The sequence below is a fragment of the Aliiroseovarius sp. S1123 genome, from assembly GCF_023015885.1.
Classification (GTDB): domain Bacteria; phylum Pseudomonadota; class Alphaproteobacteria; order Rhodobacterales; family Rhodobacteraceae; genus Aliiroseovarius.
In genome coordinates, this window is record NZ_JALKBE010000002.1 from 43,629 (window position 1) to 58,028 (window position 14,400).

General features: G+C 58.9%; 13 protein-coding genes. 7 read left to right on the plus strand and 6 right to left on the minus strand.

Translation table 11 applies throughout. The features are described from left to right. Positions 1–10 precede the first annotated feature (10 nt). Positions 11–1,036, minus strand: coding sequence for a substrate-binding domain-containing protein (locus tag MWU53_RS03650; protein WP_247090613.1), 1,026 nt, complete (start codon positions 1,034–1,036; stop codon positions 11–13). Between the two features lie 262 nt (positions 1,037–1,298). Between MWU53_RS03650 and MWU53_RS03655 the strand changes: the two genes are divergently transcribed. The 6 genes from MWU53_RS03655 to prfB all read left to right on the plus strand — a co-directional run bounded on the left by MWU53_RS03655 (position 1,299) and on the right by prfB (position 8,910). Beyond that, positions 1,299–2,651 carry an ABC transporter substrate-binding protein gene (locus MWU53_RS03655; protein WP_247090615.1) on the plus strand — a complete coding sequence of 451 codons (1,353 nt, stop codon included), beginning with the start codon at positions 1,299–1,301 and terminating at the stop codon, positions 2,649–2,651. A gap of 91 nt (positions 2,652–2,742) precedes the next feature. After that, positions 2,743–3,738: a sugar ABC transporter permease gene (locus MWU53_RS03660; RefSeq protein WP_247090617.1), complete on the plus strand. Its 996-nt coding sequence runs from the start codon at positions 2,743–2,745 to the stop codon at positions 3,736–3,738. Further along, positions 3,735–4,871, plus strand: coding sequence for a carbohydrate ABC transporter permease (locus tag MWU53_RS03665; RefSeq protein ID WP_247091733.1), 1,137 nt, complete (start codon positions 3,735–3,737; stop codon positions 4,869–4,871). The genes MWU53_RS03660 and MWU53_RS03665 overlap by 4 nt, the downstream gene beginning before the upstream one ends. Positions 4,872–4,874: 3 nt before the next feature. After that, on the plus strand, positions 4,875–6,509 hold the full coding sequence (locus tag MWU53_RS03670) for an alpha-amylase family glycosyl hydrolase (RefSeq protein ID WP_247090619.1): 1,635 nt from the start codon (positions 4,875–4,877) through the stop codon (positions 6,507–6,509). A gap of 2 nt (positions 6,510–6,511) precedes the next feature. Next, positions 6,512–7,621, plus strand: coding sequence for a sn-glycerol-3-phosphate ABC transporter ATP-binding protein UgpC (gene ugpC, locus MWU53_RS03675; protein WP_247090621.1), 1,110 nt, complete (start codon positions 6,512–6,514; stop codon positions 7,619–7,621). 161 nt (positions 7,622–7,782) lie between these two features. Beyond that, positions 7,783–8,910: a peptide chain release factor 2 gene (gene prfB / locus MWU53_RS03680; RefSeq protein ID WP_247090623.1), complete on the plus strand. Its 1,128-nt coding sequence runs from the start codon at positions 7,783–7,785 to the stop codon at positions 8,908–8,910. A gap of 70 nt (positions 8,911–8,980) precedes the next feature. Here the strand turns inward: prfB and MWU53_RS03685 are convergent, their stop codons facing one another. Further along, complete coding sequence (locus tag MWU53_RS03685) at positions 8,981–9,784, minus strand: lytic murein transglycosylase (RefSeq protein WP_247090625.1); 804 nt, start codon at positions 9,782–9,784, stop codon at positions 8,981–8,983. Between the two features lie 261 nt (positions 9,785–10,045). On the opposite strand from MWU53_RS03685, the gene MWU53_RS03690 reads away from it, so the two are divergent. Further along, complete coding sequence (locus tag MWU53_RS03690) at positions 10,046–10,834, plus strand: DUF2189 domain-containing protein (RefSeq protein WP_247090627.1); 789 nt, start codon at positions 10,046–10,048, stop codon at positions 10,832–10,834. A 75-nt stretch (positions 10,835–10,909) separates the two neighbouring features. Here MWU53_RS03690 and MWU53_RS03695 read toward each other — a convergent pair whose 3' ends face one another. The 4 genes from MWU53_RS03695 to bcp all read right to left on the minus strand — a co-directional run bounded on the left by MWU53_RS03695 (position 10,910) and on the right by bcp (position 14,365). Continuing rightward, entirely contained in the window at positions 10,910–11,434 is a 525-nt protein-coding gene (locus tag MWU53_RS03695) for a polymer-forming cytoskeletal protein (protein ID WP_247090629.1), read from the minus strand. Further along, complete coding sequence (locus tag MWU53_RS03700) at positions 11,424–12,743, minus strand: M23 family metallopeptidase (RefSeq protein ID WP_247090631.1); 1,320 nt, start codon at positions 12,741–12,743, stop codon at positions 11,424–11,426. The genes MWU53_RS03695 and MWU53_RS03700 overlap by 11 nt, the downstream gene beginning before the upstream one ends. 267 nt (positions 12,744–13,010) lie before the next feature. Beyond that, complete coding sequence (locus MWU53_RS03705) at positions 13,011–13,883, minus strand: ferritin-like domain-containing protein (protein WP_247090633.1); 873 nt, start codon at positions 13,881–13,883, stop codon at positions 13,011–13,013. After that, complete coding sequence (gene bcp / locus MWU53_RS03710; protein ID WP_247090635.1) at positions 13,880–14,365, minus strand: thioredoxin-dependent thiol peroxidase; 486 nt, start codon at positions 14,363–14,365, stop codon at positions 13,880–13,882. Before bcp ends, MWU53_RS03705 begins: the two co-directional genes overlap by 4 nt. Positions 14,366–14,400 lie beyond the last annotated feature (35 nt).

Here is a 14,400-nt window from a genome sequence, read left to right on the forward strand (position 1 = left end):
GTTTTTGGTGTTAGTCGCGGCGGGCAGGGCCCGTGGACATGCCCAGCGTCAGCTCGGCTTCAAGCAACAGCTCGGTCGGGCTGTCCTTTCCGTTGATGATGTCGATCAGCATTTGGGCGGCACGCCGACCGGCCTCGCGCACGGATGACCGGGTGGCGGTATAGACGGGGATGTCCGTGCCATTGCGGAAATAGCTGAGATCATCGTCATAGGTGATCAGGGACACATCGCGCCCCAGCGTCAGGCCCAGCTCTTCGATCCCGCGGCGTACCCCGATGGCCATGATGATCGAGCTGACAAGGATTGCGGTGGGGCGGTCCGGCCGCGCCAGAAGAGATCGAGTCAGATCATGGCCCTGCGCCTCGGTCATTTCGCCAGAAAACATCAAAGACGGATCAGGATTGATCCCGCGCGAGGCCAAGGCGGCTTCGTATCCGGCGCGACGGCGGGCGGCGAAGTCCATATGCTCCAGCCCGTTCAGAAGCGCGATCCGCTGGTGGCCCAGATCCAGCAAAAGCTCGGTCGCGCGCTGGAAGGCGCGGGTGTTGTTCACATCGACCCATGCATAGGGCGCCGTCGCGTTCGAACTGCGTCCGTGTACCACGTAAGGAAGGCCAAGGTCGTTTAGGAAAGGAATACGTCCGTCATTCAGGCTGGGTGCGTGAATGATCAGCCCATCCACATTCCGCTTGGTGGCAAAGCTGCGATAGGCCTGTTCTTCGTCGTCATCCGACACCACGGACATGAGCATGTCATAGCCGTTGCGCGAATAGACCTCGCCCGCGCCAGCGGTGAAATCCGCGAAAATCGGGTTCACCATCTCGTGCTTGGCACTGATCGGAATCACGTGCCCAATGGCCATTGCGCGGCCCGTCGCCAGCGCTCGGGCGCGGGTGTTGGGGGCATATCCATGGGTGCGGGCGGCGGCGGCAACCTTCTTGCGCGTGGCTTCGGAAACCTCGGGATAGCCGTTCAAGGCACGGCTGACCGTGGTCGGCGAAAGTCCGAGAAGATCAGAGAGTTCCTTTAGGGTCATGCGCGTCGAATCCAAAGCGGTTTGAGGGGTTATTCTGACCGGCGGCCACTGGTATTGATCCCTACGCTATGCCCGAGAACCCAATTATGTAAAGGCAAAAATGCTCAATGTGGTGGCGCTAACATATCGGTTGACAGGAATCGGAATACGGGTAACTGTGAGGCATTCAAAGCGCTTTGGGAAATTTGGAGATCCGCAAGGCGCAGCCGGTTATTCCGGTCCAATCATCATCGGGTTCGATGAAATGTCGTGGGAGGACATTATGAAGAACGTGTTTTATGCAAGCGCTGCCACGCTGGCTTTGTCAGCTGGCGCTGGATTTGCTGACGGGCATCTGAAATTTGCTCCGGGGGACGGGGCATTTACCTGGGAAAGCTTTGAGGCGCTGAAGTCGATGGATCTGTCAGGCGAGACGATTACCGTGCTTGGTCCCTGGCTTGGCCCGGACAAAGAGCTGGTTGAAAGCGTGATCGCCTATTTCGAAGCCGCCACCGGCGCGGACGTGCAGTATTCAGGCTCGGACAGTTTTGAGCAGCAGATCGTGATTGATACCGAAGCTGGCAGCGCGCCCAGCATTGCGGTTTTCCCGCAGCCGGGGCTTGCCGCGGATTTGGCGTCGAAAGGCTATCTGTCGGCGTTGCCGGACGACACTGCGGACTGGGTGCGTGACAACTATGCGGCCGGTCAAAGCTGGGTTGATCTGGGCACCTATGCGGGGAAAGACGGAAATCCCGCCCATTACGGGTTCTTCTACAAGGTCGATCTGAAATCGCTGGTTTGGTATGTGCCTGAAAACTTCGAGGATGCGGGCTATGACGTGCCGCAGTCGATGGAAGAGTTGAAGGCGTTGACCGATCAGATTGTGGACGATGGCGGTGTGCCGTGGTGCATCGGTCTGGGGTCCGGCGGGGCGACCGGCTGGCCGGCCACCGATTGGGTCGAGGACATGATGCTGCGCACCCAGACGCCTGCGGATTATGACGCGTGGGTGTCCAACGACCTGAAATTCGACGATCCCAAAGTGATTGCCGCGATCGAGGAATTCGGCGCGTTTGCCCGTAATGATGCCTATGTCTCGGGCGGGGCAGGGGCTGTGGCGACCACCGACTTCCGCGATAGCCCGCAGGGCATGTTTGCCTCGCCGCCGCAGTGCTACATGCACCGTCAGGCCAGCTTTATTCCCAGCTTCTTCCCGGAAGGGACCGAGGTGGGCGTGGACGCTGACTTCTTCTACTTCCCTGCCTACGAGGGCAAGGATCTGGGCAAGCCTGTCTTGGGCGCGGGTACAGTTTGGGCGATTACGTCCGACAGCAAGGGCGCACAGGCCTTCATGGAGTTCTTGAAATCTCCCATCGCGCATGAGGTCTGGATGGCGCAGACCGGGTTCCTGACCCCGCATAAGGGCGTGAACACCGGCGTTTACACGGATCCGACCGTGGCCAAGATGAATGACATCCTGTTGAACGCAGACACGTTCCGGTTTGACGGATCGGACCTGATGCCGGGTGCTGTTGGCGCAGGCGTCTTCTGGACGGGCATGGTGGACTATGCAGGCGGCAAAGACGCGGCAGAAGTTGCAGCGTCCATCCAGTCCACCTGGGACTCGATCAAGTAACCCGGTCCAGAACAAACTGACCCCGGCGGCGCGTTCGCCGGGGCGATTTATCCTAACCGAATGATCAGCGCTTCGGTTGGAAGGGGGAGACATGCAACAAGCAATCTTTGCAGTGGCGACGATCATTATCGGTGTGTTTGGGTGTGTCGCCTATTTCTATTTCTCAAATCTTCTGCTTGATCGGATGCTTCCGGCAAAAGGGCCCAATGCCGGGCGCAACATCAACCGGGCGAATGCCATCCGCCCTTGGCTATTCGTGTTTCCGGCGCTCGCGATCTTGTCGATCTACCTGCTATATCCCGTGTTTTCGACTTTCTACCTGTCTCTGCATGACAGCCGAGCGCAGTTCGTCGGTGCGGATAACTATACATGGCTGGCCCAAGACGAGAAGTTCCGCGAAAGTCTTGTAAACAACTTGCTGTGGTTGCTCGTCGTCCCCGCTGCCTCGACCTTTTTCGGGTTGGTGGCGGCAGGGCTGACGGATCGCATCAAGTGGGGGCAGCTTGCGCAAAGCCTTGTGTTCATGCCCATGGCCATCAGTTTTGTCGGTGCGGCAGTGATCTGGAAGTTCATCTATGACTATCGCGGCGCGGGTCAGGGCGAACAGATCGGTCTTCTGAACGCGCTGGTTCAGGCGTTCGGCGGCGATCCGCAGGCGTGGATAACGTTGCCCTTTTGGAACAACTTCTTCTTGATGGCGATCCTGGTTTGGATCCAGACAGGCTTTGCGATGGTGATCTTGTCGGCCGCCCTGAAAGGCATCAGCGAAGAAACGATCGAGGCCGCTTATCTGGACGGGGCCAGCCCGCTGCAGGTCTTCTTCAAGATCAAGATCCCGCAGATCTGGGGCACGATTGCAGTGGTCTGGACGACGATCACCGTGACCGTTCTGAAGGTCTTCGACATCGTGTTCGCCATGACCAACGGCCAATGGGGCACGCAGGTTTTGGCCAATCTCATGTATGACTGGATGTTCCGCGGATCGCCGGATTTCGGGCGCGGCTCGGCCATTGTGGTGGTGATCATGCTGCTGGTCACGCCCGTCATGGTTTGGAACATCTACAACGCACATAAGGAGTCACGCTGATGGATATGGCAGGAGGCAAATCCCGCCTGACATGGGCGGTCAACCTATCGGCGGCGCTGCTGGTGTTGCTGTGGATCATCCCGACCGTTGGGCTGCTGATCAGCTCGTTCCGCGACAGGGACGCGATTTCGACCTCGGGCTGGTGGACGGCTTTGTCCGCCTCGGAAAAGAACGTGATCGAGCGGGCCTTGGCGCCCGGTGAAGCCAAGCCGGAAGGCGATCTGTGGGTGATCGAAGGGAAGGTGCTGGAAGGGCAGGGAACCACCGTCACCGCCTTCGGCATCACCTCGAAAGAGCCCGAGGCCTTTTCGCCCGGAGATACGGCCACCCATGCGCGCGGGCATAAGATCACCGTGCAGGCAGATGGGCGTTATCGCATTGAATACGCAGAAGAACCCAGCGGAAGCCGCGGCCAACGCCTGTTCGTGCGGGCCGAGACGCCGCCGGGCTTTACCTTGGATAACTACCGCGAGGTGCTGTTTGCCGAGGGCATGGGGCGCTCGCTTTTAAACACGCTGACCGTGACCATCCCCGCCACGATCATTCCGGTGCTTGTGGCCGCCTTTGCCGCCTACGCGCTGGCATGGATGGAAATGCCGGGCCGTGCGCTGCTGGTCGCTGCCGTGGTGGGCCTTCTGGTCGTGCCGCTTCAGGTTGCGTTCATTCCGCTTCTAAAGCTGCATATCGGGGTTGGGCTGGGCAAAGGCTATCTGGGCATATGGCTTGCGCATACCGGGTTCGGATTGCCTTTGGCGGTCTTCCTTCTGCGCAATTACATGGTCGGCCTGCCCGGCGAGATTATCGAAAGCGCCCGTGTCGACGGCGCCACCGATTTCCAGATCTTTCGCCGCATCATCCTGCCGCTGTCCTTCCCGGCGCTGGCTTCGTTCGCGATCTTCCAGTTCCTGTGGGTCTGGAACGACCTTCTGGTCGCAAAGGTGTTCCTTGGCACCGGCGAGGATCAGGTGGTCATGACCGGTCGCATTGTGGACCTTCTGGGCTCGCGCGGTGGCGATTGGGAGATCCTGGCCGCCTCGGCTTTTGTCTCGATCGCGGTGCCGATCTTTGTCTTCTTCTCACTCCAACGCTATCTCGTGCGCGGCCTTCTGGCCGGATCAGTCAAAGGGGGCTGACACATGAACGCAACCGTTTCTCAACAGGATATGAGACACCTAACCAAGGACGCCGATTGGTGGCGTGGCGCGGTGATCTATCAGGTCTATCCGCGTAGCTATCAGGACGATAATGGCGACGGGATCGGCGATCTGGCGGGCATCACCCGCCGCCTGCCGCATATTGCGTCGCTGGGCGTGGATGCGCTTTGGATCTCGCCCTTCTTTACGTCTCCGATGAAGGATTTCGGCTATGACGTGTCGGATTATTGCGACGTGGACCCGATGTTCGGCTCGCTCGCCGAATTCGACCAGCTGATCAGCACCGCCCACGGTCTTGGGCTGAAGGTGATGATCGATCTGGTGCTCAGCCATACGTCGGATCAGCATCCATGGTTCAAGGAAAGTCGTCAGGACTGCGAGAATGATCGCGCCAACTGGTATGTCTGGGCGGACCCGAAACCGGATGGCACGCCGCCGAACAACTGGCTGTCGATCTTTGGTGGCTCGGCGTGGCAGTGGAACGGGAAACGTGAGCAATATTACCTGCACAACTTCCTGACCTCGCAGCCCGATTTGAACTTCCACGAACCCGAGGTGCAAGAGGCGCTGCTGGATGTGGCGCGGTTCTGGCTCGAGCGGGGCGTGGATGGGTTCCGTTTGGACACGATCAACTTCTATACCCATGACGCCCAGCTGCGCGACAACCCGCCTCTGGCGCCCGAGGATCGCAACAGCACCATCGCACCCGCGGTGAACCCCTATAACCATCAGGAACATCTCTACGACAAGAACCGGCCCGAGACGCTGGAATTCCTGCGTAAATTGCGCGCGGAGATGGAGCCCTATGGGGCCGCAGCGGTCGGCGAAGTCGGCGACGCCCAACGCGGGCTGGAAATCATGGGCGAATACACCCGCGGCGATGATCTGGTGCAGATGTGCTATGCGTTCGAGCTGTTGTCGGGCGATCAACCTGATGCGGCCCGTGTGGCCGAGGTAATGCACAAAGTGGCCGAAGTCGCGCCGGATGGCTGGGCCTGTTGGGCTTACTCGAACCATGACGTCGCCCGCCATGCGACACGCTGGAACCTGTCCGATCAGGCGCAGCGTTTGTTCGCCACGCTTCTGATGTCCCTGCGCGGATCGGCTTGCATCTATCAGGGCGAAGAGCTTGGGCTGGCCGAGGCAGATGTCGCCTTCGAAGACCTGCAAGACCCTTACGGCATTGAATTCTGGCCCGAATTCAAAGGCCGCGACGGATGCCGTACCCCGATGGTGTGGTCGGCCAAGGCCCCGCAAGGTGGGTTCTCGTCTACTGCCAATACATGGCTGCCAGTTGCCGCCGAGCATCTGCCTATGGCGGTCGATCAGGCCGAGGCCAGCAATGATGCGCTGATCCATCACTATCGCGATGTCATCGCGCTTCGCCGTGCCCATCCGGCGCTCGCCAAGGGCGAGATGCTGGATCTTGAGGCTCATGGACCGCTTTTGCAGTTCGAACGTCTGCACGGGAATGAACGGATCCTATGCCAGTTCAATCTTGGCAATGCGCCGATCACGACGGACCGTCCCAGTGGGGATTGGCAGGTGCTGATTGGGGACAACACTGGCGACATCCCGGCATGGGGCGCGCTGATCATGAAGAAAGAAGAGGTGTAGCCATGGCCGATCTGAAGCTTACAGATGTTGTCAAAAGCTATGGCGACGTGAATGTCCTGAACGACATTGATCTGGACATCCAGACCGGCGAGTTGATTGTCTTCGTTGGTCCCTCTGGCTGCGGGAAGTCAACACTTCTGCGCATGATCGCGGGGCTAGAGAAGATCACTGATGGTACGCTGGAGATCGACGGGCAAGTCGTCAATGACGTGCCGCCCAGCCAGCGCGGCATTGCGATGGTGTTCCAGTCCTATGCGCTCTACCCGCATATGACGGTGCGCGACAACATGGCATTTGCGCTGAAGATCGCGAAGAAGTCGAAACCCGAGATTGACGCCGCCGTGGACCATGCCGCCAAGGCGCTGCAGTTGGAGCCCTATCTGGACCGCTTGCCCAAAGCGCTGTCTGGTGGACAGCGACAGCGGGTCGCCATCGGGCGCGCGATTGTGCGCGACCCAAAGGTCTATCTGTTCGACGAACCGCTCTCGAACCTCGACGCCGCCCTTCGGGTCGCCACACGGATCGAGATCGCGCAGCTGAAAGAGGCGATGCCGGACAGCACCATGATCTATGTGACCCACGATCAGGTCGAGGCGATGACGCTGGCAGATCGCATCGTGGTTTTGGCCAATAAGGGGATTGCTCAGGTGGGCAGCCCATTGGAACTGTATGAACGTCCTCGGACCGAGTTTGTAGCGCAGTTCATCGGTTCGCCCGCGATGAACCTGCTTCCGGGCAAGATCACCGCCACGGGCGATGAAACGCAGGTAACGCTGGATGCGGGTGGTGTTGCAATGACCGAGATTGCTTCGACTGACGCCGATATGGGCCGGGTGGTCAATCTGGGCGTTCGGCCCGAGGATTTCGTGCTGGCAGAGGGGGATGCGATTTTTGAAGGCGAGGTCGAGATCGTCGAGGCACTCGGCGAGGTGTCGCTTCTGTATCTCCCGGCCAAGATGTCAGTAGGAGAAGGCGCGGACAGCGCCAACCAGACGCATATGATCGCCAAGCTTCCCGGCATTCATGGCGAGCTGAAGGGACAGACCGTACGCCTGACAGCTGATCCGTCAAAGCTTCAGATCTTCGCGGATGGAATCACCATGCGGACCTGAGGGCTGACCGCCCTCTTTTTCACCACTCACATGGCGATGGGGCCGCAAAGGGATCTTTCTCGGCGGCCCTTTCTATTGGGGGCAGGGCGCCCATCCACGCTTGCTCATCTGCTCCCTGATTGATATTGCGGGGGACGAGATTTCGGACAGGGAACACACCCATGCGGGCAGAGGCTCAGAACAACGTTGATGCAATCGAGAAATCCCTGGCGCTTTTGCGGCAGCGGATCGGTTGGGAAACGGCTGAACATCGTCTTGAGGAATTCAACGCGATGACTGAAGACCCGGACCTGTGGAATGATCCCGACCGGGCGCAAAAACTGATGCGCGAACGTCAGTCGCTTCTGGACAGCGTGAACAGCTATAAATCCATGGCGCAGGACCTTCAGGACAATGTCGACCTGATCGAACTGGGCGAAATGGAAGAGGATGAAGAAGTTGTCGCGGACGCCGAAGCAGCGCTGAAGGCGCTGGTCAAAAAGGCCGCCGCAGCCGAGCTGGAAGCGCTTCTGGATGGCGAGGCTGATAGCAACGATACCTTCCTTGAAATCAACTCGGGTGCGGGCGGCACGGAAAGCTGTGACTGGGCGTCGATGCTGGCACGGATGTATGTCCGCTGGGCTGAAAAGCATGGCTATAAGGTCGAGCTGCAGTCTGAAAGCGCGGGTGAAGAGGCGGGCATCAAATCCGCCGCTTACAAAATTACCGGTCACAACGCCTATGGCTGGCTGAAATCGGAAAGCGGCGTGCACCGTCTGGTGCGGATCTCGCCCTATGACTCGGCGGCCAAGCGGCACACCTCTTTCAGCTCGGTCTGGGTCTACCCCGTGGTCGACGATAATATCGAGATCGAGGTTAACCCCTCGGATATTCGCATTGACACCTATCGCTCGTCTGGTGCGGGCGGTCAGCACGTGAACACGACGGACTCGGCTGTGCGGATCACCCACATTCCGACGGGCATCGTCACCACCAGCTCGGAAAAATCGCAGCACCAGAACCGCGACATCGCCATGAAGGCGCTGAAATCGCGCCTCTATCAGATGGAACTTGATCGCCGGAACGCAGCGATCAACGAAGCACATGAAAACAAGGGCGATGCGGGCTGGGGCAATCAGATCCGGTCCTATGTGCTGCAGCCGTACCAGATGGTGAAGGACCTGCGCACGGGGCACGAGACGTCGGACACCAAAGGTGTACTGGACGGCGATCTGGACGCGTTCATGGCATCGGTCCTGGCGCAAGACGTGGCTGGAAAATCCCGGTCCGAGGCTAACGCAATAGACTGATCTCGCACCAAGAGATACAAAAATGCCCCGGCCAGAACCTCTGACCGGGGCGTTGTTTTTTCAGGGCGGCTTACCGGTCGATATTCGCGGCCATGATCGCAATGGCTTGCTGATAGACTGTCGCCGCGTTCCATTCCTTGATCACGCGGAAATTTGGCTGTCCTTCTTGATAGCCTTTGCCGCGTTTCCAGCCCTTCTTGCGCAGAAAATTCGCGGTGGTCGCCATCGCATCGGCCAGATTGTACAGATCCACGCGCCCGTCGCCCGAGGCATCGACCCCGTATTTAAAGGCATTGCCCGGCAGGAATTGGGTATGGCCCAGCTCGCCATGTTTGGCGCCAAGTGTTGCGCCGGTGATCGTGCCCTGATCCACCAGTTTCAACGCGCCAATCGCGTGGGGCTTGAAAAAGTCCGAGCGGCGGCAGTCGTAAGCCAATGTGGTGATTGCCGACACAACAGGCGTATCGCCCATGAAACCACCGAACCCGGTTTCCATCCCGTGGATCGCCAACAGGACACCAGCCGGAACGCCAAAGCGTTTCTCGAGCGCCTGATAGAACTCGGGGTTTCGCGCCAATCGTTTGCGCCCCTGTGCTTCGATCGTGGCCGACCCTCGGATCTGCATGAACTTGGACAGCGTATAGCGGAAGGATTTCTGATTGCGGTCGGCACTGATGGTCGTCGACGAGTATCGAGTTGCGGCGAGGGCCTGAAGCCCACGTTTGCCAACACCCGACCTCTGCGCTTGTTTGGCGAAATTGGCTTTCCAAGCTTCGAACCCGGCTGATGTATTGCCGCAATCAGCTGCCATCGCCGCACTTGAGGTCAGACAGATTGCGCATCCAATGGCGATGAGCTTTTTCAGAAATGGCATGTCAAAATCCCTGTTGCCTAATAAGTGGCGCGTGGCCGCTGGCAGGCGCAGCGCCATCCAAACCTATCGCACGAAAGCCTGTTCGCCCTATCCGGGTCAAGCCTTTGTTCTTTCGCCGCTCCGGTCTGACGTCTTTTTGGATCTGTCATCAGGGTGTTGGGTAGAAAGATTAACGCATTCATAAACTTGACGGATGCAAATTGACCCGCAACACTCGATCTGCGCGCGAAAACAAATAAAAGACACGTGCAGGGAGGAAATATGTCTGACGCAACCACTTTGGAGGCCTCGCCGCCACCAAGTATCCAAACCATTTCCATTTCGGATGTGCTGTCAGCCTTAAAATCAGGAATCCAGGATTTCAAATCCGCGCCAGCCTTCGGGCTGTTTTTTGCACTATTTTTTGTGCTGGGCGGGATTGTTCTGTTTCTTGAATTCAAGGTGATAGATCAGAGCTATTGGATCATTCCAGTCGCCTTTGGCTTCCCATTCCTTGCACCCTTTCTGGCCGTCGGCCTGTACGAGGTCAGTCGCCGTCTGGAAACTGGCGCGCCGCTCGATTGGGCGCAAATTCTGGGCGTGGTGTTTAATCAGAAAGACCGACAGTTCCCGTCGATCGCGATGGTGCTGATCATGGGCTTTCTGTTCTGGATTTTTGTGGCGCATATCGTGTTCATGCTGTTCATGGGGCTGCAGCCCATGACCAATATCACGTCGAACTGGCAGGATGCGCTGCTAAACACCAACGGGATTACCATGTTGGCCGTGGGCACGGTCGTTGGTGGCATCATGGCCTTTGTGGCGTTTGCCTTGACCGTAAGTAGCCTGCCGATGCTACTGGATCGCGAGATGGATTTCATCTCGGCCATGATCTATTCGTTCCAATCCGTGATGCAGAACTTTGTCCCGATGGTTTTCTGGGGCGCTTTGGTCACGGTATTGATGGTTCTTGCGATGCTGCCACTGTTTCTCGGCCTGTTCATCGCGTTGCCGGTGTTGGGACATGCAACGTGGCATCTGTATCAGAAAGTCATGTCGTTCGAGGAATAACGCAACGCATCTCTGAAATAGCAAAGGCCGCCCACGAGGCGGCCCTTGTTTTGACTGGTCCACGTTTTCCGGGACTTAAGCTTTTTCAGCAGCAGGGGCAGGGGCCACCGGGGGCTGAATTTTCTTCGCGCCACCCGACAGCGGATCGTCCTGACGCTGAACCGAGCCTTCGAAATGCGCGCCGCTTTCGATGGCGATGGTCTTGTGAATGATGTCGCCTTCCACACGTGCGGTGGCGGTCAGGCGGACTTTCAGGCCACGCAGGCGACCAACGATGCGGCCGTTGATCACGACGTCGTCGCCAACCACTTCGCCGCGTACGGTGGCGCCTTCGCCAATGGTCAGCTGGTGGGCGCGGATGTCACCTTCCACGGTGCCTTCGACGATGATGTCGCCGGTCGATTTGATATCGCCCTTGATGACGATGTCAGACGACAATGTCGATGCAGGCGGCTTGGCTTTCGGGGTCGAAGACGGCACGGGCGGAGTCGATGCCTTCGGAGGGATGGCTGGTTTGTCAGCGGCAGGTGCCGCAGCGGATTTGGGATCCTTGTCGCCAGCCTTGGGGCCGGGTTCGTTGATCTTGCTTTTAGAAAACATCGCGTGCTGCCTTGATATAGATCATGGGGTTGATCGGACGACCGCCCACGCGCACTTCATAGTGAAGATGCGGCCCGGTCGAGCGTCCGCTGTTTCCAATATCACCAATTCGATCCCCGCGCGAGACCCTTTGTCCTTTCTGCACATTCATGCGCGACAAATGGGCGTAACGGGTTTCGATGCCGAATTCGTGTTGGATTTTGATAAGCCGGCCATAGCCCGAAGACCAGCCAGCGTGAATGACGACCCCATCCGCCGGTGCGTAGACCGGTGTGCCGATTGGGGCGGCAAAATCTGTGCCATTATGCATCCGGCCCCAGCGGGTCCCAAAGCCCGAGGTGAAGCGGAAGCCCGACTTTACCGGCATGCCAAAGGGCATTTTCTGGGCTGCGATGCGATACAGGTTCATGCGATCCAGCTCGCCCAGAATGCGGTTGGCGCGTTCGGTGTCAGGATCGGGGGCCGCGCCGCTGGTCGACAGGATCAGCGGGGTCAGGGGGCCGCCCTGACCAGAATAGCCCCGGCGGATCTGGCCTAAAATATTGTCGACGGACATGCCGGACTTGGCGAACATCTTGTCCAGCGGTTCAAGCGAGATCGATACGGCGTCTTCCAGCTGACGGAAGATCTGGTCGTTCCGCTCTTCCTGCAGGCGGGCCTCGTACATCATGTCTTGCGCGAACTTCTCGGCCTCGGCGGCGCTGGCGGCAACCTTGTCGCGCTCGGCGGCGGTGCGGGCCAGCTCTTCCGTCATGAAGGTCAGTGTGGCGTTGCTGGCGACGGACGTGGCACCCGGGGTGGCATTGTCCGCGTTCTCACGCGCTTCCGCGAGCACCTGCTCCAGACTGCCCTTCGCCACATCGCGTTCACCGATGGTGCGGCGAAGCGTCGATTGAATGACCCCGATCCCGGTCTCTAACTCACGGCGACGCTCTTCGGACGCCAGTAGCTCGCTTTGCATGTCCGAAATCTGCGATAGCGCCAGATTGAAACGCTCTTGCGCGGCGATCGCTTCCGAAGTGCGGGCGTCGCGTTCTTCGGACAGGGTTTGGACGCGCTGTTCGTATAGCTGTTTGTCACGCTGTGCTTGGTCGCGCAGGTTGCCCGATCCGATCGAATCCATCAGCAAAACGGCGGTGGCGATGATCGACCACGCAAAGAACGCGGCGGAGCCAGTCCAGCCAAGCGCCTGCGTCAGAGGAGACAGGCGGATGAATCGCGTCCCTTCTTCAGATCTCAGAAACAGGCGCTGCTCGGGAAAAACCCGCTCGAGCAGATGATTGGTCTTGGCGATCAGATGGTTATGCAATGCGCAAATCCCAGTGTCTTCCCTACGTCCCTTGTCTGCGGCGGATGATTGCTCTTACCGGCGCGCCGTCAGACCCGAGGTGCTTAGCGTGGAGCCTTCAATCACGCAAGAAAATTTGGGAAATTCATTAGCTTGTCGCGCGGAAACGGGCAATTTTCTGCCGATTTTAGGAAAACAGGGCAGACTTCGCGTGGTCAGGGAATCCTGCCCTGTAGGATTTGGCGTCATGAAATGGGTCGACACTCTACTATCGCGGGTGTGTGCAGCCTAGCGCGGTGTCCCGCGCTGACGGTCCGGCGTTTCCTCGGCCAGAGGCCAATAGAAGTCAGGCGGAAGGCCCGCCTCGGCCCGTTTCTCCTCGTTGAAGGGCGGCTTCAGCGCCCCGTGGAAATAGGTGCGCACCAGTTCGTGGAATGTCTCTTTCGGGTCCAGATCGTGGCGGCCGCAGAGGAAATGGAACCACTTCGACCCATAGGCCACATGCCCGACCTCTTCGGCATAGATGACCTCAAGTGCCGCGACCGTGTCGTCCAGCCCGGCCTTCTTGAAGATGTCGATCATGCCGGGTGTCACATCCAGCCCACGTGCCTCAAGCACCATCGGAACCACCGCCAAGCGACCCAGAATATCCGTGGCCGTGTCCTCGGCTGCCTGCCACATGCCTGCATGGGCGGGCAGCGCGCCATAATGGCTGCCCAAAGCCTCAAGACAGTCGCTTACCAAGTTGAAATGCTTAGCTTCTTCGTCTGCGGCCTTCACCCAGTCATCATAGAACCCCAAAGGCATCGGCGTGTCCGTAAACCGCGCGATGATGTCCCAATGCAGATCAACGGCGTTCAGTTCGATATGTGCGACGGCATGCAAAAGCGCGATCTGTCCCGCAGGCGATCCGGGACGGCGGCGCGGCACGTCCCGCGGGTTTTTCAACTCGGGTTTCTCAGGGCGCGCAGGAAAGTCCGGAGGTGTCGCCTGCCCAATCACCGCTTCCCGATCGTGAAGCGGCGCGGTGATCTGACCGGCCTCGCGTGCAGCAAACCATTCCATCGCATATCTGCGCGCCAGGGCAGTCTTTTCACGTCCGTCGGCAGTCCGTAGTACATCGTCCGCCATTTGCGCCAAGGGCTTGGACAGGTCGGTCATACTCTGCCTGCCAGATCACGTGCGGCGTCCAGCACGGCTTGGGCGTGGTCTTTCACTTTCACCTTCTCCCACACCTGTGCGATGTGGCCGTCGGCGCCAATCAGGAATGTGGTGCGGGTGATGCCCATATAGGTGCGACCATAGTTCTTCTTCTCGCCCCAGGTGCCATAGCGCTCGCAGACGTCACCTTCGGCGTCGGACAACAGCGGAATGCCAAGTGCGTGTTTTGTGCGGAAGTTTTCGTGCTTTTTCAGGCTGTCTTTCGACACGCCCAAGACCTGCACACCTAGCGCCTGAAATTCGGGCAGAAAGGCGGTGAAATCCAGTGCTTCTGTGGTGCAGCCGGGAGTATTGTCCTTGGGGTAGATGAACAAAACCACCGGGGCGCCCACCAGCGCGGACAGGGCGATTGGGTCTCCTTGATCCTGCGGAAGCGTGAAATCCGGCGCGATATCGCCAATGGCGGGCATGGGGTAGGTCATGTTTCTGGAGTTCCTTCCGTTGAGCCGTTAGAGCC